This is a genomic window from Staphylococcus equorum (assembly GCF_029024965.1).
GTDB classification, from domain to species: domain Bacteria; phylum Bacillota; class Bacilli; order Staphylococcales; family Staphylococcaceae; genus Staphylococcus; species Staphylococcus equorum.
The window spans coordinates 1,141,357-1,163,245 of record NZ_CP118982.1; the positions used below are offsets into that span (position 1 = coordinate 1,141,357).

A 21,889-nucleotide genomic window follows, 5' to 3' on the forward strand; every position below is an offset into this window, starting at 1 on the left:
GAAGTATAATGTTAGCAATTTATAAAATGCTCATACTTTGGAGTGATATGACAAATGTATAGAGTATTTAAATATAAAATAAAAAATAAATGATGAATCATCATATTACGCTTGATTTTAATGAAAAACATAAAAATTTAAACGAAAAAGGTTTGTTTTCACTGGAAATAAGAAATATAATACATTTAGTAGGTTTATAATTTTATAAGATGACATAATTATGACATTCAAAACAAAACTATTTTACATTTAGTAAAAATATGGTAAACTTTGAAAATATTATGAAAACAGAGTATAATAATAAAGAAATCGCTTTCAAGGAGGAAATTATGACTGTAACTATATATGATGTAGCTAGAGAAGCAAGAGTTTCTATGGCAACTGTCTCACGTGTTGTTAATGGCAATCAAAATGTTAAACCCGAAACACGTGACAAAGTAAACGATGTTATTAATAAATTGAACTACCGTCCAAACGCAGTAGCAAGAGGATTAGCTAGTAAACGAACTACAACAGTAGGCGTTATTATTCCAGATATTTCTAATGTCTATTATTCGCAACTTGCTCGAGGGTTAGAAGATATAGCAACAATGTATAAATATCATTCAATTATTTCAAATTCTGATAATGATCCAAGTAAAGAAAAAGAAATTTTTAACAATCTTTTAAGTAAACAAGTAGATGGTATTATTTTCTTAGGTGGAACAATTTCTGAAGAAATTAAAGAATTGATTAATAAATCTTCAGTACCTGTAGTAGTTTCAGGTACAAATGGTAAAGATGAAGGTATTTCATCTGTAAATATTGATTTTAAATCAGCAGCTAAACAAATCACGAACCAATTAATCGAAAACGGCGCAAAAACATTTGCTTTTGTCGGTGGCGATTATTCTAAAAAAGCACAAGAAGATGTGCTAGTAGGATTAAAAGACGTTTTAGCAGAGCATAAACTTTCATTAGATGAATCATTGATTTTTAATGGTAATGAAACATATAAAGATGGTCTACGTGCATTTGATGCATTGAAATCTGCTAAGCCAGATGCAATTCTATCAATCAGTGATGAACAAGCAATAGGTCTAGTTCATGCTGCTCAAGATGCAGGTATTAACGTTCCAGAGTCATTACAAATTGTAAGTTTTAACAATACTAGACTTGTTGAAATGGTAAGACCTCAATTATCTAGTGTAATCCAACCGTTATACGATATTGGGGCAGTGGGTATGAGACTTCTTACTAAATATATGAATGATGAAGAAATCGAAGAGCCTAATGTGATTTTACCTCATAGAGTTGAGTATAGAGGTACTACAAAATAGATTTTTTATAGATTCAACAATGTATAATTAACAATAACTTCAGTGTTAATAAATGATAATGAAATATAAAAAACGAAATTCTTATTAATTAAGAATTTCGTTTTTTTATTTAAATTGAAAACTTAAACCAGTATGATAAGATGTTGATTTATTTAAAACCAACTCAGTACTTGTTTGGCATATTTTAAATTTGTTTCTGTAATTTCTTTTTGCCTAGGTATTATTTGATAGTCAGTTTTTTCATCGGTCCAAGTTTGTGGTAGTTCGCAAGGCGCGTATTGTTGCCATTTTGTTAACCATTTATCAGGCAAACGGCCAGTTTGTGGTTTTTCTCCGATTAAAGCTAAAAAAACGTGGCTCCAAGCCCGTGGGACAACTTTCCATATATTATAGCCGCCGCCACCAAACATTAATACTTTACCTTTTGTGTATTTATCTGCTAAATCTTTAATGATATATGGAATTTCATAGAGTGATTCTAGAGTACAATTCAAATGCGTGAGTGGATCTAAGTAGTGAATGTCAACGCCATGTACACTCACAATAATATCTGGTTTAAATGATGCCACTATAGGTTCTATCGTTTCTTTAAAGGTTTCTAAAAATGAATCATCTTCTGTATAAGGTTCAAGTGGAATATTTACTGTATAACCGAAACCTTGTTCACTACCTCGTTCCGTGTAACGTCCTGATCCAGGGAAAAGAAATTTTCCAGTTTCGTGTATCGAATAAATTAAAGCTTGATCATTTGTATAAAAACTCCATTGTGTTCCATCACCATGATGTGCATCTGTATCAATACATAGCACGCGTTGGTCATATTTTTGTATGAGATAAGCGATAGTAACTGCAACGTCATTGTAAATACAAAATCCATTCGCACGACCTGGTAGGCTATGGTGTAAACCGCCACCTAAATGGCAGCCATTGGTGACTGTATCATCCATGATGTGATCAGCCAAATTCAATGCTCCACCCACAATACGTGCACTGTGCTTGTGCATCATTCTAAATTGCATCGTATCATCACCGTCTAATCCATACTTCTTAGCTTCATTGTCACTTAAAATACCATGTGAAGCACGTCTGATAGCTTGGATATAATCATGAGAATGAATTAATGATAATTCGGTATCATTAGCTATACGTGGTTTAATAATATGATGTGATTTTAAATAACCTAAATCTGTTAATAATTCTGTTGTTAATTTTAATCTCATTTGGTTAAATGGATGGCTATTACTAAAACGATATTGCAGTATTTCATTAGAATAGACAAAGCCCGTTGATTGTTGCGTATTACTCATATGTTTCTCCCCTTTAAAAGAAAAAGCGATTCATGAAGCGAATGTCATCAAATGCTTGTAATTGTTCTATAGAAATTCTTGAACCAATTCTTGCCATAAGACAATTAGCAGGATGACTTGTAATTTCTGGGTCATCTGTGGCAAATACTTCAAGGCCCCCATAACCCATCAGTTTTTGCATTAATTTTTTATATTCATATACATCAAGCCCAGAATTTTTCAAATCCCAATGCCAATAATATTCAGTAGTTAACACGATGTAATCTTCATATTCATCAGCAGCTAAACTGACTTTGATAAGCTCACTTCCTAAATGTAAATCGCGATAAGCTAAACTTAATTCTATAGCTCCTAATTCTATTAAGTATTCCAAATTACCACTAGACCAACGTTCTAATGGATCTGGGTAATGATAAGTGACATAACCGATAATATGTTGTGAATTGCGCAACACAAAAATTCTACCTTCTTCTAATTCACTAATTTCTTTTATTGCTTCAAATTGATCCGTAGGTGGGCGAAATGCAAAGAGCCCATCATCAAATGTCATAGATTCAAGACTACTTCTTAAAACAGGACCTTCTATCACAAATGTTCCTTCATCCAAGTGATAAGTTTGAGATTGATATGTTTTTATATGTTCCATTTTTTCACTCCAAACTACCGCATACACATACAGTAAACAATCTAATATAAGTCTATTATAAGTTAAAAAAGTTTAAAATAACACAATAATGTATTCGTTTACACACTATTATTTTGAAAATTTTGACAATATTAGTTATAATAATTTTTAAGCAAGCGATTTCATTAAGAGGGGGATTCAAAATGAAAGTAGAAGTATACAAAGGGGAAAATGGAAATTTTAACCTTAAAGACTATGAAAAAGAGTACGCTAATTTTGACTGGAAAGAAATAGAAAAAGCATTTTCATGGTCAGAAACTGGTAAGATCAATATGGCACACGAGTGTATTGATCGCCATGTGGATGAAGGTAATGGTGAAAAAGTTGCGTTACATTATAAAGATGATAAACGTAAAGAAAGTTATACTTTTGAAGAAATGAAATCAAATTCTAATAAAGCGGCAAATGTATTAAAAGATAAAGCAAATATTGAAAAAGGTGATCGTGTTTTTGTATTTATGCCTAGAACGCCAGAACTTTATTTTGCTTTATTCGGTATATTAAAAATAGGTGCAATTGTAGGACCATTATTTGAAGCATTTATGGAAAAAGCTGTTGCAGATCGACTAGAAAATAGTGAAGCAAAAGTGATTGTGACAACGAATGCATTATTGCCACGTATTCCTAAAGATAAATTACCACATTTAGAAACGATTGTAGTTGTAGATGAGGAAGTAGAAAGTGAATATGTTGATTTTAATAGTGAATTAAAAAATGCTAGTGATCAATTTGAAACAGAATGGCTAAACTTAGATGACGGTTTGATATTGCATTATACTTCAGGTTCAACAGGCCAACCTAAAGGCGTGCTACATGCTCAAAAAGCTATGCTCGTTCATTACATTTCTGGTAAATATGTACTAGATTTTAAAGAAGACGATGTATATTGGTGTACTGCTGACCCTGGATGGGTAACAGGTACTTCATATGGTATTTTCAGTCCTTGGTTAAATGGTGTGACAAATTGTATTGTTGGTGGTAGATTCTCACCTGAAGCTTGGTACGGTATGATTGAAGAGTATAAAGTTACAATATGGTACACAGCGCCAACGGCATTAAGAATGTTGATGAGTGCAGGCGATGATGTTATAGACAAATACGACTTATCATCACTAAAAAGTATCTTATCCGTAGGTGAACCACTTAATCCTGAAGTCATTAAATGGTCCAAAGATGTCTTTGGCAAACGTGTCTTAGATACGTGGTGGATGACTGAAACAGGGGGCCATATGATTGTTAACTATCCATCCATGGATGTTAAATTAGGCTCTATGGGTAAACCTTTACCAGGCATAGAAGCATCTATTGTTGATGATCAAGGTAACGAGTTGCCACCGAATCGAATGGGTAACCTCGCAATTAAAAAAGGATGGCCATCTATGATGGTTTCCATTTGGAAAAATCCTGAAAAATATGACTCATACTTCATTGGTGATTGGTATGTTTCTGGAGACTCTGCTTATAAAGATGAAGATGGTTATTATTGGTTCCAAGGTCGTGTAGATGACGTTATTATGACTGCAGGCGAACGTGTCGGTCCATTTGAAGTCGAATCAAAATTAGTGGAACATGAATCGGTTGCAGAAGCAGGTGTGATTGGTAAACCAGACCCAGTAAGAGGAGAAATTATTAAAGCGTTCGTTGCTTTACGACCTGAGTATGAAGCATCAGATGAACTGAAAGAAGAAATTCGTGTATTTGTCAAAGAAGGTTTAGCCGCACACGCTGCACCACGCGAAATAGAATTTAAAGAAAAACTTCCTAAAACACGTTCTGGTAAGATTATGCGTCGTGTCCTTAAAGCTTGGGAACTTGATTTACCTGAAGGCGATTTAAGTACAATGGAAGACTAATTAAACAAAATAGTAGTTTAATCAGAAATAGCTAACCTGTATTTCCAATTTAAAATTAAGCAAGTTATTTCCAGACTCCCTTTATATCATCAACTTTAAGTATGTGTTTATTCGACACACTAGAGATTATGATGATATCTAGGGAGTTTTTTGGTGTAAAATAACATTTTCAGCGTAACATAGGACACATAAGGTGAAAATATTCACTAATTATTTTGAAAGCGCTGTCTCTGTTAATCGACAACACAACATAAGTTAGTTAATATTAATATGTAAGGATTTATTTTTATCAGTAGCATATATGGGAAATATATTTATTGATTTAAAATTTATTTAAGAAGGGGCGAACGAATTTGGCACACTTATCTGATTTAGATATTGCAAATCAATCAACATTAAAACCGATTGGAGATATTGCTAAACAGGCGGGTATCCCTGCAGATGCATTAGAACCATACGGGCACTATAAAGCTAAAATTGATATTAATCAAGTTCAACAAAAAAATGGTAAGGGTAAAGTAGTATTAGTTACTGCGATGAGTCCAACGCCAGCAGGTGAAGGTAAATCAACAGTTACAGTTGGATTAGCAGACGCATTCAACGAACTTAAGAAAAGCGTCATGGTAGCGTTACGTGAACCGGCTTTAGGTCCTGTTTTCGGAATAAAAGGTGGTGCAACTGGTGGTGGCTATGCACAAGTATTACCAATGGAAGATATAAATCTACACTTCAATGGCGACTTCCACGCAATCACTACTGCAAATAATGCACTGTCAGCATTTATTGATAACCACATGCATCAAGGTAATGAATTAGAAATCGATCAAAGACGTATTGAATGGAAACGTGTTTTAGACATGAATGACCGTGCATTACGTAACGTAAATGTAGGTTTAGGTGGACCAACGCAAGGGGTCCCAAGAGAAGATGGTTTTAATATTACTGTTGCTTCTGAAATAATGGCAATTCTTTGTTTATCTAATGACCTTAATGATTTAAAAGCAAAAATCAGTAGAATTACTATAGGTTATACTAGATCACGTAAACCTGTTACTGTAGCTGACTTAAAAGTAGAAGGCGCATTAGCGATGATTCTTAAAGATGCAATTAAACCAAACCTAGTACAAACAATTGAAGGCACACCAGCTCTTGTACATGGTGGGCCATTTGCAAATATTGCACATGGTTGTAATTCAATTTTAGCGACAGAAACTGCGAGAGATTTAGCAGATGTCGTTGTAACTGAAGCAGGCTTTGGCTCAGATTTAGGCGCTGAAAAATTCATCGATATTAAAGTACGTGAAGCAGGATTTGAACCTTCAGCAGTTGTAGTAGTTGCGACAGTTCGTGCGCTTAAAATGCATGGTGGTGTAGCTAAAGACAACTTAAAAGAAGAAAATGTTGAAGCGGTTAAAAAAGGTATCGTGAACTTAGAACGCCACGTTAAAAATGTTAAAAAATATGGTTTAGAACCTGTAGTTGCATTGAATGCGTTCGTACATGATACTGAAGAAGAAACACAATATGTACAACAATGGGCAAAAGAGAATGGTGTGAGACTTGCTTTAACTGAAGTATGGGAAAAAGGTGGCAAAGGTGGTGTCGATCTAGCGAATGAAGTGCTAGAAGTACTTGATGAACCACAAGATTTCAAACATTTATATGAATTAGATTTACCACTTGAAGAAAAAATCGAAACAATTGTTAAAGAAATTTATGGTGGATCAAAAGTCACATTTAGTAGTAAAGCACAGAAACAGCTTAAACAGTTTAAAGAAAATGGCTGGGATAACTATCCAGTATGTATGGCTAAAACACAGTATTCATTCTCAGATGATGCAACACAATTAGGCGCACCTGAAGGTTTTGAAATCACTATTCGTGAATTAGAAGCTAAAACAGGCGCAGGATTTATAGTTGCATTGACTGGAGCAATCATGACTATGCCTGGTCTCCCTAAAAAACCAGCAGCATTAAACATGGATGTTACTGATGATGGACATGCAATTGGACTATTCTAAATTTTAACTATTATATGATACAAACATATTAAAAATAGCTGTAAGGAAATCTATAACGATAGATTTCTTCACAGCTATTTTTTATTTGCCTGAGTAGTTTATGAACTAGCCATTTTATTTTGTCATTAAATGTTGTTTGATATCGTATTTTTCAGCCTTTTTAAAATCATAAGCAGTAATTTCACCTTCAACCAACATCCGTTTGAGCACATAGTGTTGGCGATCCAAACCAATCTGTATCTGAGCGTCAGATTTGAGTGAACCATCCGTGTCATAAGGGGTATAATAATAAGGGCTTTGTAAAAGTCCAATCAGATAGGCTGATTCAGCAATATTTAAGTTTGTAGCGGCTTTTCCAAATAAACTATAAGATGCTGAAGCGATACCTGTGATATCAGAACCATTATAATCACGTCCAAAAGGCACGATATTCAAATAAGTATAGATAATTTCATCTTTGGTTAAAATCTTTTCAGTTCGCATAGATAAGATAAGTTCATTAGCTTTGCGATTATATGTTTTTTCATTTGTCAGTAGTTGATTTTTTACGAGTTGCTGGGTGATGGTACTACCTCCAGTTGCAGCTTCTGTATTAAATATATCTTGCCCAACTGCTCGAATGATAGCTTTTGGTAAAATACCATTATGATAGAAAAATAAGCTGTCTTCTGAAGAAGTCAATGCCTTTATCACGTTGCTATTTACATGTTTAGGTCCTACAATGAGTGAATTTGTCGATTTATTGTATTCTGCTAAAATATGCTTATTGTTATAATTTATATCTTGGTTACCAGCAATGCTCAGCAATTTTGTACGTAATTCATTATCTGACATGTTTACAGATTCATCAGTCAAACTTTGGAAGTAAAATACTGATATGGCCAATAAAATAATAAAGGTACATGCGAAAATTGCAAACAAGCCAATGAAAAGATGCTTTAATTTTTTATAGATAATTTCAAATTTAGAGAATTTAGAGTTATGTAAATGATTGTGAACATTATTTTCATGTGTTTGATTTTCCATGTTTGACCTCCTTACGTATGCAATATTATAACATAATAAATGATGTTGACTTTTAAAATAGAGTTACTTATAATTAATATCAATTCGATATCGTTTTTGGATAAAGGAGAAGTAACATATGGTGTCATCTTCAGAGAGTTAGTGGTTGCTGTGAACTAACGATGATTAATATGTGAATACACCTTAATGATTTCAATCATCCAAACGTTTAAGTTAATGAACGTATCATTAATAAAGTTGTTTGACTTAGAGTATGGTGGTACCGTGCGCATGCGCCCTTACATTAATTTGTAGGGGCGTTTTTTTATTTTTTAAGTGTTATTCGGTCGTACTTGCTAAAAGTGACTTGAACTTTGGACGGTATTTAAAATCTATTCAAAATAATATCTTAATAAATATAGGAGGTAAATACAATGACAAATGCATTATTAGAAGATTTAAAATGGAGAGGCTTAATTTATCAACAAACAGACGAATCTGGTATAGAAAATGTATTAAATAAAGAACAAGTTACATTATACTGTGGTGCCGATCCAACTGCAGATAGTTTACACATCGGTCATTTATTACCATTTTTAACTTTACGTAGATTCCAAGAACATGGGCATCGTCCACTTGTATTAATAGGTGGGGGAACAGGAATGATTGGTGATCCATCAGGTAAATCTGAAGAACGTGTCTTACAAACAGAAGAACAAGTTGAATTAAACGTACAGGGTATCAGTGAACAAATGCATAAAATTTTTGAATTTGGTACTGATAAAGGTGCTAAACTTGTTAATAATAAAGATTGGTTAAGCCAAATTTCATTGATTGATTTCTTAAGAGATTACGGTAAACATGTCGGTGTAAATTACATGTTGGGTAAAGACTCAATTCAAAGTCGCTTAGAATACGGCATTTCGTTCACTGAGTTCACATATACAATACTCCAAGCAATTGATTTTGGTCATTTAAACAAAACTTACAATTGTAAAGTACAAGTTGGTGGTTCTGATCAATGGGGCAATATCACAAGTGGAATTGAATTAATGCGTCGTATGTACGGTCAAACAGAAGCATACGGACTGACGATTCCTTTAGTCGTTAAATCAGATGGTAAAAAATTCGGTAAATCAGAAGGTGGCGCAGTTTGGTTAGACGCTACAAAAACGAGTCCATACGAATTTTACCAATTTTGGATTAACACTACAGACGATGATGTAATCAAATTCTTGAAATATTTTACATTCTTAGAAAAAGAAGAAATTGAAGCATTAGAAAAATCCTTAAATGAAGCACCGCATTTACGCGAAGCACAAAAAGCTTTAGCAGAAAATGTCACACGTTTCATCCATGGTCAAGCTGCATTAGATGATGCAATTCGTATCTCAAAAGCATTATTTGCAGGTGACTTACAATCATTGTCAGCTTCAGAATTAAAAGCAGGATTCAAGGATGTGCCACAAGTTGAATTGAGTAAAGAAACTACAAATATTGTTGAAGCGATTGTTGAAACTGGTATTTCATCATCTAAGCGTCAAGCACGTGAAGATGTGAATAATGGTGCAATTTATATCAATGGTATAAGACAACAAGATGTGAATTATGAATTAAACGATGACGATATAATCGAGAATGAATTTACTATTATTCGTCGTGGTAAGAAAAAATATTTCATGGTTAATTATAAATAATATTTGAAGATAGATAGATGAATAACGCGATATATATATAAATTATCGTCAAAACAGCCGACAAAACCTTATGATTTTGTTGGCTATTTTTGTGTAAGTTTTTCTTGGAATAGACTCATCTTGGATTCCTCTGCGAGTGTATTTCCTGTAGTAGTAGGCCTAAAGCATTGTCAATTTTTAAAATGAAAATTGTCATTTTGTATACTTTATGTAGTATTGAACTAAACATACTTTATACTGAAACAAATATTATTAGAGAACTAGATAAGGATAATTTATAAAATATAAAAAACCAATCAAGTAAACTAATCTTACTTGATTGGTTCAAAATAACTATTAAGTTTAAGTTATTGTTTTAATTAAATGGTGCAGGACTTTCATTTTCTTTTTCAGATGACTCTGAAGATGTTGATTTTTGTTCTTTTAATGGTACTTCCACTGTTTGCTCCTTACCATTTCTTTCAATAGTCATTTCTACTGAATCACCAGGTTTTTTATTTTCATATAAATAAGAGCGTAAGTCAGCATCTTCTTTGACTTTTTTATCATCTATCGCAGTGATGATATCACCTTCTTTAAGCTCGTTATCAGCATGAACTTTGGCAATATAGACACCATCATTGCGTTTTGTATTCAGTTCTTCTTTATATTGTTCTGGTATCTCACTTACATTAAGTAAACTAATACCAATGGAAGGGCGCTCAATCTCGCCATTTTCTACAAGTTCTTTAATGGTAACTTTAACTTCATTACTTGGGATTGCAAAGCCAATACCTTCAACTTGTTCACTTGCAATCTTCATTGAGTTAATACCTACGAGATTACCATTAATATCTACGAGTGCACCACCGGAATTACCAGGATTGATTGCCGCATCTGTTTGCAATACGTTTACTTTATTCGTACCAGCAGATGTTTTCGTATCAATTGTACGTTCGCTAGCAGAAATAATGCCTGAAGTCACTGAGTTAGCAAATTCTAGACCTAGGGGATTACCCATTGCAAAAACACTATCTCCTGTATTTACTTTTGAAGAGTTGGCAAAGTCAATTGCTTTAGTGCCTTTCGTATCATTGATTTTTAGTACTGCTATATCAGTTAAGGCATCTTTGCCTACTAATTTCGCATCGACTTGTTTAGAATTGTGCAATTGTACCTTGATTTCATTCGCACCATCGATAACGTGATTATTCGTTACGATATATGCAGAACCATTATTTTTTTGATAAATGACACCTGATCCAACACCAGCTTCTTCTGATTTAGAAGAATCACCTTTTAGCAAACTATCTAAATTTTGAGCTTTTTGCATATTAATAACACCTACAATAGCAGGGGAGACATCGTTAATCATTTGGTTCACAGAATCATATTTTTCACTTTTTCCATCGAGTGTATTGCCACCATTACTACTATTAGAAGCTTCTTGAACGGAAGAACCGTTATCATTTAAGCCTGTGCTTTCCATGATTTTCCCAATACCTAATACCAAAAGTGCGCCTATAATACCGGCAACTAAGGCCACAATTATCGTTTTAAACCATGGGAATTTGGTTTTGTTTTTTGACCTTTTATTGTGAGCTTGTTCCGGTTGTTGCGGCTGCCGAGGGTTTTGTGTTTCATTAGAGTTATGATCGTTATTAAAATCTGACATACTTTACCTCCGATTTATTCTATATAACCTATTATGATAGGTTTATACAACTTTTTCTAGTATAGCACTATACAACTTTAGACTGAAATATAAATATTCTTGTTCATAAGGTGACTAAATGATAGAATCAATAGGTAAATATAATGGAAAATGAAGTAGGTGGAGAAATGTATAAATTCATTAGCGGTTTGTTAAATATAATTATTACTAAGCTAAGTAAATCATTAGAAGTGCAAGGTAAAGAAAATATACCTCAACTTCACAGATATGTAGTGACTTGTACGCATGAAAGCTATAATGAAGTTATCATGTTAGCTACTGCGATTTACCCAAATCAAACACATTACATGGCGAAAAAAGAGTTATTCAATAATAAATGGTTTGGTAAGTTTTTAACTTCTTTAAATGCTTTTCCTGTAGATAGAGAAAATCCAGGACCTAGCACATTGAAAAAACCGGTTAAATTATTAAAAGAAAATAAAACAGTAGGAATATTCCCAACTGGTCATCGCATGAAGTATGATGAGGGATCACCTATGAAACGTGGCGCAGTAACTATTGCTTTGATGGCCCAAGCTCCTATTTTACCAGCTGCATATGTAGGACCTAAAGAAATTAAAGGACTTGTTACGGGTAAAGCGATTGTTAAATTTGGGGAACCTATCGAAACGAAGCATTTACCAAAAAACATGAAGCGCAATGAAAAATTAGAATATTTAACAAAAGAATTAGAAAGCAGAACGACACAATTACAAAATGAATTAAATGATTATGTGAATCATAAATAGTAAGTTTCAATATTTTTTAAATAGTTAGACATTTTAATTTATATACGAATTTTTTTAAACTTGTGTTATTATGTAACTGTACAATGACAGCAAGTAAAACGTTTACAAACACCACGTGGACATATTGTGCATGTGGTGTTTGTTTGTGTAAATATCTATTTTGAAATGGGGAATTGTTATGTTTAGTTTCTTTCAACGTCTTGGTAGGTCTCTTATGCTTCCTGTTGCAGTGTTACCAGCCGCCGCAATTATTACGGGTATCGGTAACGCATTAACAGCAATGGGAGTCTTACCAACGGTAGCAGCGTTTTTCTCTTCTGCCGGTTCGACGATTCTTGAACAACTAGGTATTCTTTTTGCAATTGGGGTAGCATTAGGAATGGCTAAGAAAAATGATGGCGCAGTAGCACTCGCGGCTGCAGTAGGTTTCTTTTTAACTACAGTTGTTTTAAGTCCAGCAAAATTAGCACCATTATTAGGTGTTAAAGAAACAAGCGTAAACGAAGCTTTTGAACAAATGAATAATTCTAACGTGTTTATTGGTTTATTGATTGGTTTAATCGCAGCGTATACTTACAACAAATTTAGTAAAACTGAATTACCTACAGCGTTATCATTCTTTAGTGGTAAACGTTTAGTACCAATTTTAACAGCATTCTTTAGTATTATATTGGCCGTATTGATGTTATTTGTTTGGCCATTTATTTATTCAGCAATTGTAATATTTGGGACATGGATTTTAGATTTAGGTCCAGGAGGTGCTTTCTTATATGGTTTCTTTAACAGATTATTGATACCGACTGGATTGCATCACGCGTTAAACTCAGTGTTTTGGTTTGATTTAGCAGGTATTAATGACATTGCTAAATTCCAAACTGGTGATGGTGCAGTACATGGTATTACAGGACGTTATATGGCTGGCTTCTTCCCAGTAATGATGTTTGGTATCCCGGCTGCAGCATTAGCGATGTACCATACAGCAGAATCTAAACAGAAAAAACGTGTTTATGGTTTAATGTTTGGTGGCGCAGTTTCAGCATTCTTTGTTGGGGTTACTGAGCCAATTGAATTCTCATTCATGTTTGTGGCACCAGTGTTATTTGTGATACATGCATTTTTAACTGGTTTATCCATGTTTATAGCAGCATTGTTCGAGTGGACAGCAGGCTTCTCATTTAGTGCTGGTTTAATAGACTATGTATTATCATTAATTAATCCTGTATCAAGTCAACCATACATGTTGTTAGTACAAGGACTTGTATTCTTTGTTATATATTACTTTGTATTTAGATTTGCTATTAAAGTATTGAAATTAAATACACCTGGTCGTGGGGATAACTTACTAGCAGATCCAACTTCTGATGAAGCGTCAACGGGAGATGTTGCAGATTCAGAAGGAGCAACTACAACGACAACTAATAAATATACAAATACAGCAAGCCAAATTTTAGATGGATTAGGTGGCAAAGAGAATATTTCATCATTAACAAACTGTGCTACTAGATTACGCATGGAATTACATGATAATAGCATTATTGATGAAGCTAAGATTAAGGGGGCAGGAGCTGTCGGTGTGACAAAGAGTGGTAAACATAATGCCCAAGTTATTATCGGCACTCAAGTTCAGCAAGTAGCTGATGAAATTGAAGTACAAATGGAATCAGAGCAGCAAAAATAATGGAGACGCAATAATATCTAAATAAGTTTATTTTAGGATACGCCTAATCATAGTTATCACTGAAAAGTGGAACTTTGTAAGGCGTATTTTTTATCTAAAAAAATTAAATATTTAACGATATGATTTGTTTGATAAAATGATGAAAATACATTGCTCTTTTCATGGGTAAATAGTACGATGAACTAGTATCAGAATTTTCTGATTTAAGGAGAGTAGATGACATGAAGTCGGTATTATTTGATGTTGATGGTGTTTTTTTAAGTGAAGAAAGGTGTTTTGATGTATCTGCATTAACGGTTTACGAAATTCTTATGAGTAAAGATTATATGGGCTTAGATCCATCTATACAATTTGATGATTTAAGTGATCAACAAATTACTGAAATAAGAGAAATCGTATTCTACCATGATGAAATTTTAACTAAGTTAAAGTCACTTGGATTAAATTCAAATTGGGATATGTTATTTGTAGTTGTAGCCATTCACTTTATTGAAATATGTAAAACATTACCCCAAGAAAAATTAGTGGAAGTTTTAAATCCAGAAAGCTTTAATCAAGAAACATTGCAACAAATTGGTGGAAATATTTTTGATATAGAATTGAACTTTGAGTCACCATTATCGTTTTTAGATGGTATAAGTTCAGGAAAAGATAATATTTATCAAACACTTGTTACGCATGCTGGTGATCAGTTAAATACAAAGCAAACAGCATTATTTGAACTGAAAAGTCCGTTTTGGACGCTAGCTCAAGAGGTTTACCAAGAGTGGTACTTAGGTTCTAAGTTATTTAACGAAGTAGAACAAAAGCCTAACCGTACAGAATTTAAAGAAGGTTACATATATAACGAAGTTGTGTTAAGACCTGTAACTGAAATTAAACAGTTATTAACAGATTTGAAAGCTGCTGGCTATCATATAGCCATTGCAACTGGTAGACCTAGAACAGAAACATTAGTGCCATTTGAAGCAATTGGTATCAAAGATTTATTTGATGATTTACATATTGTTACTGCAAGTGAGGTATTAATCGCTGAGGAACAATATCCTAAGTTAAAACCATTAGGTAAGCCTAATCCGTTTAGCTATTTAGCAACATTAGAAGGTAATCATTTAAAAAATTATGAAAAATATGCTACAAATCAAGAAAATCGTGTTAATAAAGATGATGTTTTTGTGGTAGGAGATTCATTGGCAGATCTGTTAAGTTCTAAAAAAATAGGGGCGACTTTCATTGGTCCATTGACAGGTTTGAAAGGACAGAATGCACGTGAAGAATTAGAGTCTTACGATGCTGAATATATCGTAGACCATGTAGGAGATATTAGAGAAATATTATTGTAATTAAAAGATACTACGCTTATTATTTGATGACTAAATAATAATGCGTCAGTATCTTTTTTTATTGCCAACAAAAAATACCAATCCATTAGAAAACTAATAGACTGGTATTTTTAATTTAAGAAATAAGTTATTTATATTCTAAGTTCTTTTATGATGATTCAATATTTAAATATTGTAGTTTGCATCACTTTGAATATCCAGTTCAACGCTTCGTATCAAATTAAATCCTTCAATTTGATATAATGCATCAATAACATCTGGTGTAACAGGGTGGTCAATTGATAATACCATTAGGGCGTTACCACCTTGGTTTGTACGACCAAGGTGCATTGAAGCGATATTGATATCATATGTGCCAAGAATTTGTCCTGTGCGGCCTACAATGCCTGGTCTATCGTTATGATTTATTACTAGTTGGTGATGTTCTGGTTTAAAGTCTACTGGATAATCATTGATACGTACGATTCTTGGACCATAACCATTGAGTACAGTTGCGCCAAGTTTAATTTGAGTATCTTTATTAATTAATGTTAATTCTATATAGTTACTAAAACCACGATGTTTTGTATTCTTTTCAATATTATAAGATACACCTTGTTCATTTAAGAGTACTAAGGCGTTGATTAAGTTTACACGTTCTGCTAAATCTTGACGTAAGACGCCAGATACAAGTGTTCTTGTAATCAAACTTGTATCATCTAATGCAATGTCACCTTCGTATTTGATTTGTAGTTCGCGAGGTGCTTTTTCAAGTAATTGAATACCGACTTCACCAGTCATTTTACTTAATTCAATATAAGGCTTCAATTCATCATTGATTTCACTGTAAGTCATTTTTGGTGCGTTAATCGCGTTTAAGACGTTACCATTTTCGAAAATATCAACGATTTCATTTGCTACTGAAACAGCCACTTTTTCTTGAGCTTCGACAGTCGATGCACCTAAATGTGGTGTAACAATAATTTTATCGTTATCAACAAGAGGGGACTCAGTTGCTGGTTCACTTTCAAATACATCTATTGCCGCACTTTGAATTTGATCATTGTTTAAAGCGTCTAATAGCGCTGTTTCATCAATAATACCACCACGTGCTACGTTAATAATTTGTAACGTTGGTTTTGCCTTTTCGAAAAAGTCTTTACCAACGATACCTTTAGTTTTTGGAGTTAATGGTGTGTGTACAGTAACGAAGTCTGCTTGTTCAGCAATTTCTTCAACTGTTGCACGTGTGACATTTAGTTCTTTTGCCTTATCTTCAGATAAGTAAGGGTCAAAAGCTAAAATATGCATACCGAAACTTTGTGCACGTTTTGCAACGCCTAAACCAATTCTACCAGCACCGATGACGCCAAGCGTTTTATTATAAAGTTCTGTACCTCTATATGTTTTACGGTCCCATTTTCCATTTTTCAATGATTGATGTGCTTGTGGGATATTACGTGCCATTGATAAAATCATAGCCATAGAGTGTTCAGTAGCAGAAATAGTATTACCATCTGGTGCATTAATTACGATAACACCATTTTTGGTAGCTGCATCGACATCAATGTTGTCTACACCGACCCCAGCTCTAGCAATAACTTTTAGATTTGGTGCTGCTTCAATCATTTCTGCAGTGACTTGTGTTTGGCTTCTAACAATTAAGCCTTGATAATCACCAATTTTTTCAACGAGTTCGCTTTCATTTAATTCTGTATTGATTTCGACTTCGAAGTCTTTATGGTCAATTAAACTTTTTAAACCTTCTGGTGAGATTGGATCAGATACTAAAATTTTATACATATGCTTTTACGACCTCCATGTACTGAGTAATTGCTGTACCAATATATGATTCTTTTCTGAATTCAGTTAATAGAATTTCTAATGCTGATACGACTTGTAAAATATCAAAAGGTGAAATTTGACCCATATGACCTATGCGTAGAATTTCTCCTTTTAGATGACCTTGTCCACCTGCAATCGTTATAGCAAAACGGTTTTTAAGTTCATTTTTAATGAAGTTGAGTTCTTCTTTTGATTTAGGCACAAAGGCCGTAACAGTAGGTGAAGCAAACTCATCTTGGACTAATAAATCTAAGCCTAGTGAATTGAGTGATTTTCTTAAAGCATCACGTATTGCATAGTGACGTGCAATAACTTGGTCTAATCCTTCTTCTTCAACTAATTTGGCGTAGGCATTCACACCTCTAAATAACGAAACGTTTGGTGTGAAAGGTGTTGAATTTGCTTCTAAAGATTTCAAATATTTATTTAAATCTAAATAAAATCTTGGCGTCGTAACTTGGCTAAATCGTTCTTTAGCACGATTATTATAAGCTACAAACGCTAAACCAGGAGGCAACATAATAGCTTTTTGACTACCAGAAATAAGCACATCAATCTGATCTCGTTGTAAGTCTACATCAACTGCACCGATACAACTCACGCCATCAACAATAAAGTAAATCGATTCGTCGTATGCTTTAAGGGCATGTCCTAATTCATGGACAGGATGCAACACTGCAGTGGATGTTTCACAATATTGACTATAAACTGCTGTAATATCTGTGTTCAATGAATTTAAGAAGTCAATAAATTCAGGCACGTTTACAGCCTTGCCCCATTCGACTTCAAAAATATGTACGTTTTCGTAATATGTTTCTGCAATTTGTTTGAAACGATTACCAAAAGCACCTGAAACAATGATAACAATGTTGTCATCAGGATTTGCAATATTTAACATGCTTGCTTCTAAAGAGCTTGTCCCACTAGAAGTTAATATCATTACTTCATTTTGCGCACCGAATATTGGTTTTAGAGCACGAAATGCTTCTTCAGCAATTGTTTCAAAGTCACTTGATCTGTGTCCGACCATTGGTGACTGTGTTGCGTGTAAAATTTCATCTGGTACTGGCGTTGGTCCTGGTGTAAGTAACATAGGACGATAGTATTTCATATGTGATTCCCCCAATGCTTATGATTGTCTTAGTTTAGCAAATTTTCAGAAAATATAAAAGTGCAAAAGTTAAAAGATTATGTAAATAAACAAAATAAAATATCATGAAAGGGCATACATTGTTATCGCATTCATATTCCGTCATATATAAAATTTTTTAAATTATTTTATTTTTGGTTCTATTTTTACAGTGACATTACCTTTAATTGAATTTGAAATCATACAATTATTGTCTGCAACCTTTAAGAGTTTAGGTAATTTTCTTACTAAGCTATCTTTTTGTGCAGTTTCAACTTCAATAACAGGGTAGTGGATAATGTTGTCCATACGAAATTTGGCATTTTCAAATACAGCTGTACCTATAGAAGATTGTTGAATTTCTATATTATTAAAACCAGAACGTTCGAGTACAGCTGCAAGTGAGATAATATAACAAGAAGATGCAGCTGAAACTAATAATTCATCTGGGTTTGTACCAGTTCCATTGCCGCCTAAACCTGATGGTATAGATATTTGTTCATCTAATACGTCTCCGTTAAGTTGACCTACAGCTTCACGACCACCAGACCATTGTGTGTTTACTTTGAATTCATGTTGAACCATAACGATTGACCTCCAGTTGATTTATGATAATTTAAGTTTAGATGAAAATAAGATATAAAGAAAGAGGAGAGCAACTTTAATGACAATATATAATAATGAGAACAAGCTCATATTAGTGGCACATCGTGGTATTGCTACATATTTTCCTGAAAATACGATGATTGCTTTTAAAGCTGCACTTGTAAGTGATATTGATATATTAGAAATAGATATACACAGGACATCAGATAACCATCTCGTAGTTATTCATGACGATTCGATTGATCGTACTTCGAATGGATCAGGAAAAATCAAGGATATGAATTTAGCGGAATTGCAACAATTTGATTATGGTATAACTAAAGATAAGCAATTTGCGGGAGCGACAATACCGACTTTGGATGAAGTAATTAATTTAATTCGAGATTATCATCAAAAGTTACTAATAGAATTAAAACAGCCACAGAATTATCCTGGAATTGAAAGTGAATTAATAGATGCATTAAATGCATCAGATTTACCAAAAAATAAAGTGATTGTACAATCATTCAATCAAAAAAGTATGAAAAAAATATTTGATATGAATGAAGGCTATGAACTAGGTGTATTGATTAGTAAAAAGAAATATTGGTATAAATTACCTCCATTCAAAAGCATTGCTGCCTATGCGGATTATGTAAATCCAAATTATGCTTTAGTTACAGAGAAGTTTTTAAAAAATGCACATCAGTATAAATTGTCAGTGATGCCCTATACAGTGAATGAGCATGAACAAGCAAAAGTATTGCAAAAACTAGGTGTAGACGGATTGATTTCAGATAATCCAAATGATATTTTATAAAAATGAAAATATTAAAAAAGCTTAAATGAATTTAAAGGGTTCATTTAAGCTTTTTCTAGTTTTAATAAAAATGAAATGTATATTATTTAATGTGAGATAAATCATTATCATGATGATTTACCCAATTCTTTTTTAATAATCCCATCACATGACAATCACTATATTCACCACGAGTATAAAAATGTTCTTGTAATGTACCTTCGATGGAGAAGTTTTGTGCTTTATAAATATGAACAGCTTTTTCGTTGTTAACATCAACAAATAAATATATTTTGTGGAGATTAAGTACTAGGAACGCATAATCAATAGCCATTTTAAATGCACTTTTGGCATATCCTTTGCCACCATATTCTGAATCAATAATAATTTGAATTTCGCAGTTACTATGTATAAAGTCGATTTCAACTAATTCAACTACACCGATTCGTGTTTGATCTTTTTCAATAATAAATCTACGTTCAGTCTCATCTAATAAATGTTTTTTATATAATGATTGAAGTTCACTTAATGATTGATAGGGCTCTTCAAACCAATAAGACATAATGGAATATTCGTTATTTAAGTGATGTACAAAATCTAAATCTGTTTCTTCTAATGCTCTAATAATCAAATTTAACACTCCTTTATTCATAAGCATACAGTAATTATTATAAGAAAGTAAAAAGATATTGTGCCATGAGTGAGGGGGTTAAAAGGATTTCTACTTATAATTAAATATTTGGATGAAAGGTGTTAATTATATAGTAATAAAAAAACCAAGAAATCCTCGAAAGGACTTCTTGGTTTGAAATTAAAACGCTTATCTTGAGTAGTACTCAACGATAAGTTGTTCGTTGATTTCGGCAGGTAATTCACTACGTTCAGGAACGCGTACATATTTACCTTTTAAGTTGTCTGCATCAAATTCTAAGTACTCAGGTACAAAGTTATTGATTTCAACAGATTCAGCAATGATATCTAATTTTAAAGATTTTTCACGTACTGAAATTTCTTGACCAGGTTTTAAAGTATATGATGGAATATCAACACGTTTACCATCTACTAAAATGTGACCGTGGTTAACAAGTTGGCGAGCTTGGCGACGCGTACGCGCTAAACCTAATGAATATACAACTGCATCTAAACGAGCAGCTAGTAATTGCATGAAGTTTTCACCATGGACACCATGTTGGTTACCAGCAATTTCAAATGAGTTACGGAATTGTCTTTCAGTCATTCCGTATAAATAACGTAATTTTTGTTTCTCACGTAATTGTAATGCATATTCTGATAATTTTTTACGTTGGTTAGGACCATGTTGGCCTGGAGCGTATGGACGCTTCTCTAATTCTTTGCCAGTACCACTTAATGAGATACCTAAACGACGTGATTTTTTCCAGTTCGAACCTCTAAATCGAGCCATAATAGACTCCTCCTTTTTCTCTTTTGTTGTTATGAAAAAACAAAAAAGAGTGTTGCATGCTTATTTGGATATATTGTTTTATGTATCCTCACCTCATAGCTACGGTTACACGACACGTCCGCGTTGGGAACAACATAGAGCCAACTAATAGGCAACTGCTAATTTCGTTTATTCACACAAAGAACATTGTACCATGTTCTGAATTACTGTCAATAGTAAACCCAGATTTACCTATAGAAAGACGATTGTTAAATATTAAGCTATTTGCTGTTCTAGGATCTTAACAATTTCTTCTAAAGCAATTTTATCTGTGTTTGAAAAGCGATTTGTAATAGGGGCATCAATATCTAAGACACCAATGATTTGATTGTCTTTATGAATAGGAACAACAATTTCTGATTTGCTATTCGCATCACATGCAATGTGTCCTGGGAAAGCATTAACGTCTTCAACGAGTTGTGATTCGTTTGTTTCTACAGCTGTGCCACATACGCCTTTGCCGATAGCAATATGTACACAAGCAGGATGACCTTGGAACGGTCCTAAGATTAATTCATTATTTTCTATTAAATAGAAGCCAACCCAATTAATTTGATCTAACGAATCATTTAGTAAAGCAGAGACATTGCTAAGTATAGCAATTAAATTTGATTCATCTTCGATTAGACTAGCAACTTGCTTTTGTAATAAATCGTAATTTGTTTCTTTTACCTCTGTCATATTAATAAAACCTCACTTTTTACTTTTCATTTAGTATAAAGACTGTTTTAATAGTAATC

At 33.3% G+C, this 21,889-nt stretch carries 18 protein-coding genes; 8 read left to right on the plus strand and 10 right to left on the minus strand.

What is annotated here, in order from left to right; all coding sequences use genetic code 11:
- Window positions 1-329 precede the first annotated feature (329 nt).
- A complete protein-coding gene (ccpA, locus tag PYW44_RS05600; RefSeq protein WP_002507321.1) occupies window positions 330-1,319 on the plus strand; it encodes a catabolite control protein A in 990 nt (329 codons plus the stop codon).
- Window positions 1,320-1,471: 152 nt separating this feature from the next.
- Here ccpA and PYW44_RS05605 read toward each other — a convergent pair whose 3' ends face one another.
- Together PYW44_RS05605 and PYW44_RS05610 are read right to left on the minus strand one after the other, a co-directional pair.
- On the minus strand, window positions 1,472-2,626 hold the full coding sequence (locus PYW44_RS05605; protein ID WP_002507322.1) for an acetoin utilization protein AcuC: 1,155 nt from the start codon (window positions 2,624-2,626) through the stop codon (window positions 1,472-1,474).
- A gap of 13 nt (window positions 2,627-2,639) precedes the next feature.
- Window positions 2,640-3,272: a hypothetical protein gene (locus tag PYW44_RS05610; RefSeq protein ID WP_021339056.1), complete on the minus strand. Its 633-nt coding sequence runs from the start codon at window positions 3,270-3,272 to the stop codon at window positions 2,640-2,642.
- A gap of 182 nt (window positions 3,273-3,454) precedes the next feature.
- Here PYW44_RS05610 and acsA point away from each other — a divergent pair, with 182 nt between their 5' ends.
- Window positions 3,455-5,164 (plus strand): acetate--CoA ligase, encoded by a 1,710-nt coding sequence (gene acsA, locus PYW44_RS05615; protein WP_021339057.1) that lies wholly within the window; start codon window positions 3,455-3,457, stop codon window positions 5,162-5,164.
- Window positions 5,165-5,517: 353 nt separating this feature from the next.
- Entirely contained in the window at window positions 5,518-7,185 is a 1,668-nt protein-coding gene (locus tag PYW44_RS05620; protein ID WP_021339058.1) for a formate--tetrahydrofolate ligase, read from the plus strand.
- Between the two features lie 114 nt (window positions 7,186-7,299).
- Here PYW44_RS05620 and PYW44_RS05625 read toward each other — a convergent pair whose 3' ends face one another.
- Window positions 7,300-8,211 carry a transglycosylase domain-containing protein gene (locus PYW44_RS05625; protein ID WP_021339059.1) on the minus strand — a complete coding sequence of 304 codons (912 nt, stop codon included), beginning with the start codon at window positions 8,209-8,211 and terminating at the stop codon, window positions 7,300-7,302.
- A 413-nt stretch (window positions 8,212-8,624) separates the two neighbouring features.
- Here PYW44_RS05625 and tyrS point away from each other — a divergent pair, with 413 nt between their 5' ends.
- Window positions 8,625-9,887: a tyrosine--tRNA ligase gene (gene tyrS / locus PYW44_RS05630; protein ID WP_021339060.1), complete on the plus strand. Its 1,263-nt coding sequence runs from the start codon at window positions 8,625-8,627 to the stop codon at window positions 9,885-9,887.
- Between the two features lie 355 nt (window positions 9,888-10,242).
- Here the strand turns inward: tyrS and PYW44_RS05635 are convergent, their stop codons facing one another.
- Window positions 10,243-11,541, minus strand: a complete 1,299-nt coding sequence (locus PYW44_RS05635) for a S1C family serine protease (protein WP_021339061.1) — start codon at window positions 11,539-11,541, stop codon at window positions 10,243-10,245.
- A 167-nt stretch (window positions 11,542-11,708) separates the two neighbouring features.
- On the opposite strand from PYW44_RS05635, the gene PYW44_RS05640 reads away from it, so the two are divergent.
- The 3 genes from PYW44_RS05640 to PYW44_RS05650 all read left to right on the plus strand — a co-directional run bounded on the left by PYW44_RS05640 (window position 11,709) and on the right by PYW44_RS05650 (window position 15,350).
- Window positions 11,709-12,329 (plus strand): lysophospholipid acyltransferase family protein, encoded by a 621-nt coding sequence (locus tag PYW44_RS05640; RefSeq protein WP_002512495.1) that lies wholly within the window; start codon window positions 11,709-11,711, stop codon window positions 12,327-12,329.
- Between the two features lie 178 nt (window positions 12,330-12,507).
- A complete protein-coding gene (nagE, locus tag PYW44_RS05645; RefSeq protein ID WP_021339063.1) occupies window positions 12,508-14,007 on the plus strand; it encodes an N-acetylglucosamine-specific PTS transporter subunit IIBC in 1,500 nt (499 codons plus the stop codon).
- Between the two features lie 221 nt (window positions 14,008-14,228).
- Window positions 14,229-15,350, plus strand: coding sequence for an HAD family hydrolase (locus PYW44_RS05650; protein WP_021339064.1), 1,122 nt, complete (start codon window positions 14,229-14,231; stop codon window positions 15,348-15,350).
- Between the two features lie 165 nt (window positions 15,351-15,515).
- Here PYW44_RS05650 and serA read toward each other — a convergent pair whose 3' ends face one another.
- From serA to PYW44_RS05665, 3 genes are all read right to left on the minus strand, one after another.
- Entirely contained in the window at window positions 15,516-17,132 is a 1,617-nt protein-coding gene (gene serA, locus PYW44_RS05655) for a phosphoglycerate dehydrogenase (RefSeq protein ID WP_002507332.1), read from the minus strand.
- On the minus strand, window positions 17,125-18,285 hold the full coding sequence (locus PYW44_RS05660; RefSeq protein ID WP_115075984.1) for a pyridoxal-phosphate-dependent aminotransferase family protein: 1,161 nt from the start codon (window positions 18,283-18,285) through the stop codon (window positions 17,125-17,127). Before PYW44_RS05660 ends, serA begins: the two co-directional genes overlap by 8 nt.
- 162 nt (window positions 18,286-18,447) lie before the next feature.
- Entirely contained in the window at window positions 18,448-18,888 is a 441-nt protein-coding gene (locus PYW44_RS05665; protein WP_002507334.1) for an SACOL1771 family peroxiredoxin, read from the minus strand.
- A 79-nt stretch (window positions 18,889-18,967) separates the two neighbouring features.
- Here PYW44_RS05665 and PYW44_RS05670 point away from each other — a divergent pair, with 79 nt between their 5' ends.
- The gene (locus tag PYW44_RS05670) at window positions 18,968-19,708 is read left to right on the plus strand and encodes a glycerophosphodiester phosphodiesterase (protein WP_021339066.1); all 741 of its coding nucleotides are present in this window, start codon (window positions 18,968-18,970) and stop codon (window positions 19,706-19,708) included.
- A gap of 82 nt (window positions 19,709-19,790) precedes the next feature.
- Here the strand turns inward: PYW44_RS05670 and PYW44_RS05675 are convergent, their stop codons facing one another.
- From PYW44_RS05675 to PYW44_RS05685, 3 genes are all read right to left on the minus strand, one after another.
- A complete protein-coding gene (locus tag PYW44_RS05675; RefSeq protein WP_002507336.1) occupies window positions 19,791-20,318 on the minus strand; it encodes a GNAT family N-acetyltransferase in 528 nt (175 codons plus the stop codon).
- Window positions 20,319-20,507: 189 nt separating this feature from the next.
- Window positions 20,508-21,110, minus strand: a complete 603-nt coding sequence (gene rpsD / locus PYW44_RS05680; RefSeq protein WP_002507337.1) for a 30S ribosomal protein S4 — start codon at window positions 21,108-21,110, stop codon at window positions 20,508-20,510.
- 255 nt (window positions 21,111-21,365) lie between these two features.
- The gene (locus PYW44_RS05685) at window positions 21,366-21,830 is read right to left on the minus strand and encodes a GAF domain-containing protein (protein ID WP_021339067.1); all 465 of its coding nucleotides are present in this window, start codon (window positions 21,828-21,830) and stop codon (window positions 21,366-21,368) included.
- Window positions 21,831-21,889 lie beyond the last annotated feature (59 nt).

Excerpts from the sequence above, each read along its gene's own strand:
- ccpA (WP_002507321.1), top strand. The coding sequence starts at position 330 with ATGACTGTAACTATATATGATGTAGCTAGAGAAGCAAGAGTTTCTATG.
- PYW44_RS05605 (WP_002507322.1), bottom strand. The coding sequence starts at position 2,626 with ATGAGTAATACGCAACAATCAACGGGCTTTGTCTATTCTAATGAAATA.
- PYW44_RS05610 (WP_021339056.1), bottom strand. The coding sequence starts at position 3,272 with ATGGAACATATAAAAACATATCAATCTCAAACTTATCACTTGGATGAA.
- acsA (WP_021339057.1), top strand. The coding sequence starts at position 3,455 with ATGAAAGTAGAAGTATACAAAGGGGAAAATGGAAATTTTAACCTTAAA.
- PYW44_RS05625 (WP_021339059.1), bottom strand. The coding sequence starts at position 8,211 with ATGGAAAATCAAACACATGAAAATAATGTTCACAATCATTTACATAAC.
- tyrS (WP_021339060.1), top strand. The coding sequence starts at position 8,625 with ATGACAAATGCATTATTAGAAGATTTAAAATGGAGAGGCTTAATTTAT.
- PYW44_RS05635 (WP_021339061.1), bottom strand. The coding sequence starts at position 11,541 with ATGTCAGATTTTAATAACGATCATAACTCTAATGAAACACAAAACCCT.
- PYW44_RS05640 (WP_002512495.1), top strand. The coding sequence starts at position 11,709 with ATGTATAAATTCATTAGCGGTTTGTTAAATATAATTATTACTAAGCTA.
- nagE (WP_021339063.1), top strand. The coding sequence starts at position 12,508 with ATGTTTAGTTTCTTTCAACGTCTTGGTAGGTCTCTTATGCTTCCTGTT.
- PYW44_RS05650 (WP_021339064.1), top strand. The coding sequence starts at position 14,229 with ATGAAGTCGGTATTATTTGATGTTGATGGTGTTTTTTTAAGTGAAGAA.
- serA (WP_002507332.1), bottom strand. The coding sequence starts at position 17,132 with ATGTATAAAATTTTAGTATCTGATCCAATCTCACCAGAAGGTTTAAAA.
- PYW44_RS05660 (WP_115075984.1), bottom strand. The coding sequence starts at position 18,285 with ATGAAATACTATCGTCCTATGTTACTTACACCAGGACCAACGCCAGTA.
- PYW44_RS05665 (WP_002507334.1), bottom strand. The coding sequence starts at position 18,888 with ATGGTTCAACATGAATTCAAAGTAAACACACAATGGTCTGGTGGTCGT.
- PYW44_RS05670 (WP_021339066.1), top strand. The coding sequence starts at position 18,968 with ATGACAATATATAATAATGAGAACAAGCTCATATTAGTGGCACATCGT.
- rpsD (WP_002507337.1), bottom strand. The coding sequence starts at position 21,110 with ATGGCTCGATTTAGAGGTTCGAACTGGAAAAAATCACGTCGTTTAGGT.
- PYW44_RS05685 (WP_021339067.1), bottom strand. The coding sequence starts at position 21,830 with ATGACAGAGGTAAAAGAAACAAATTACGATTTATTACAAAAGCAAGTT.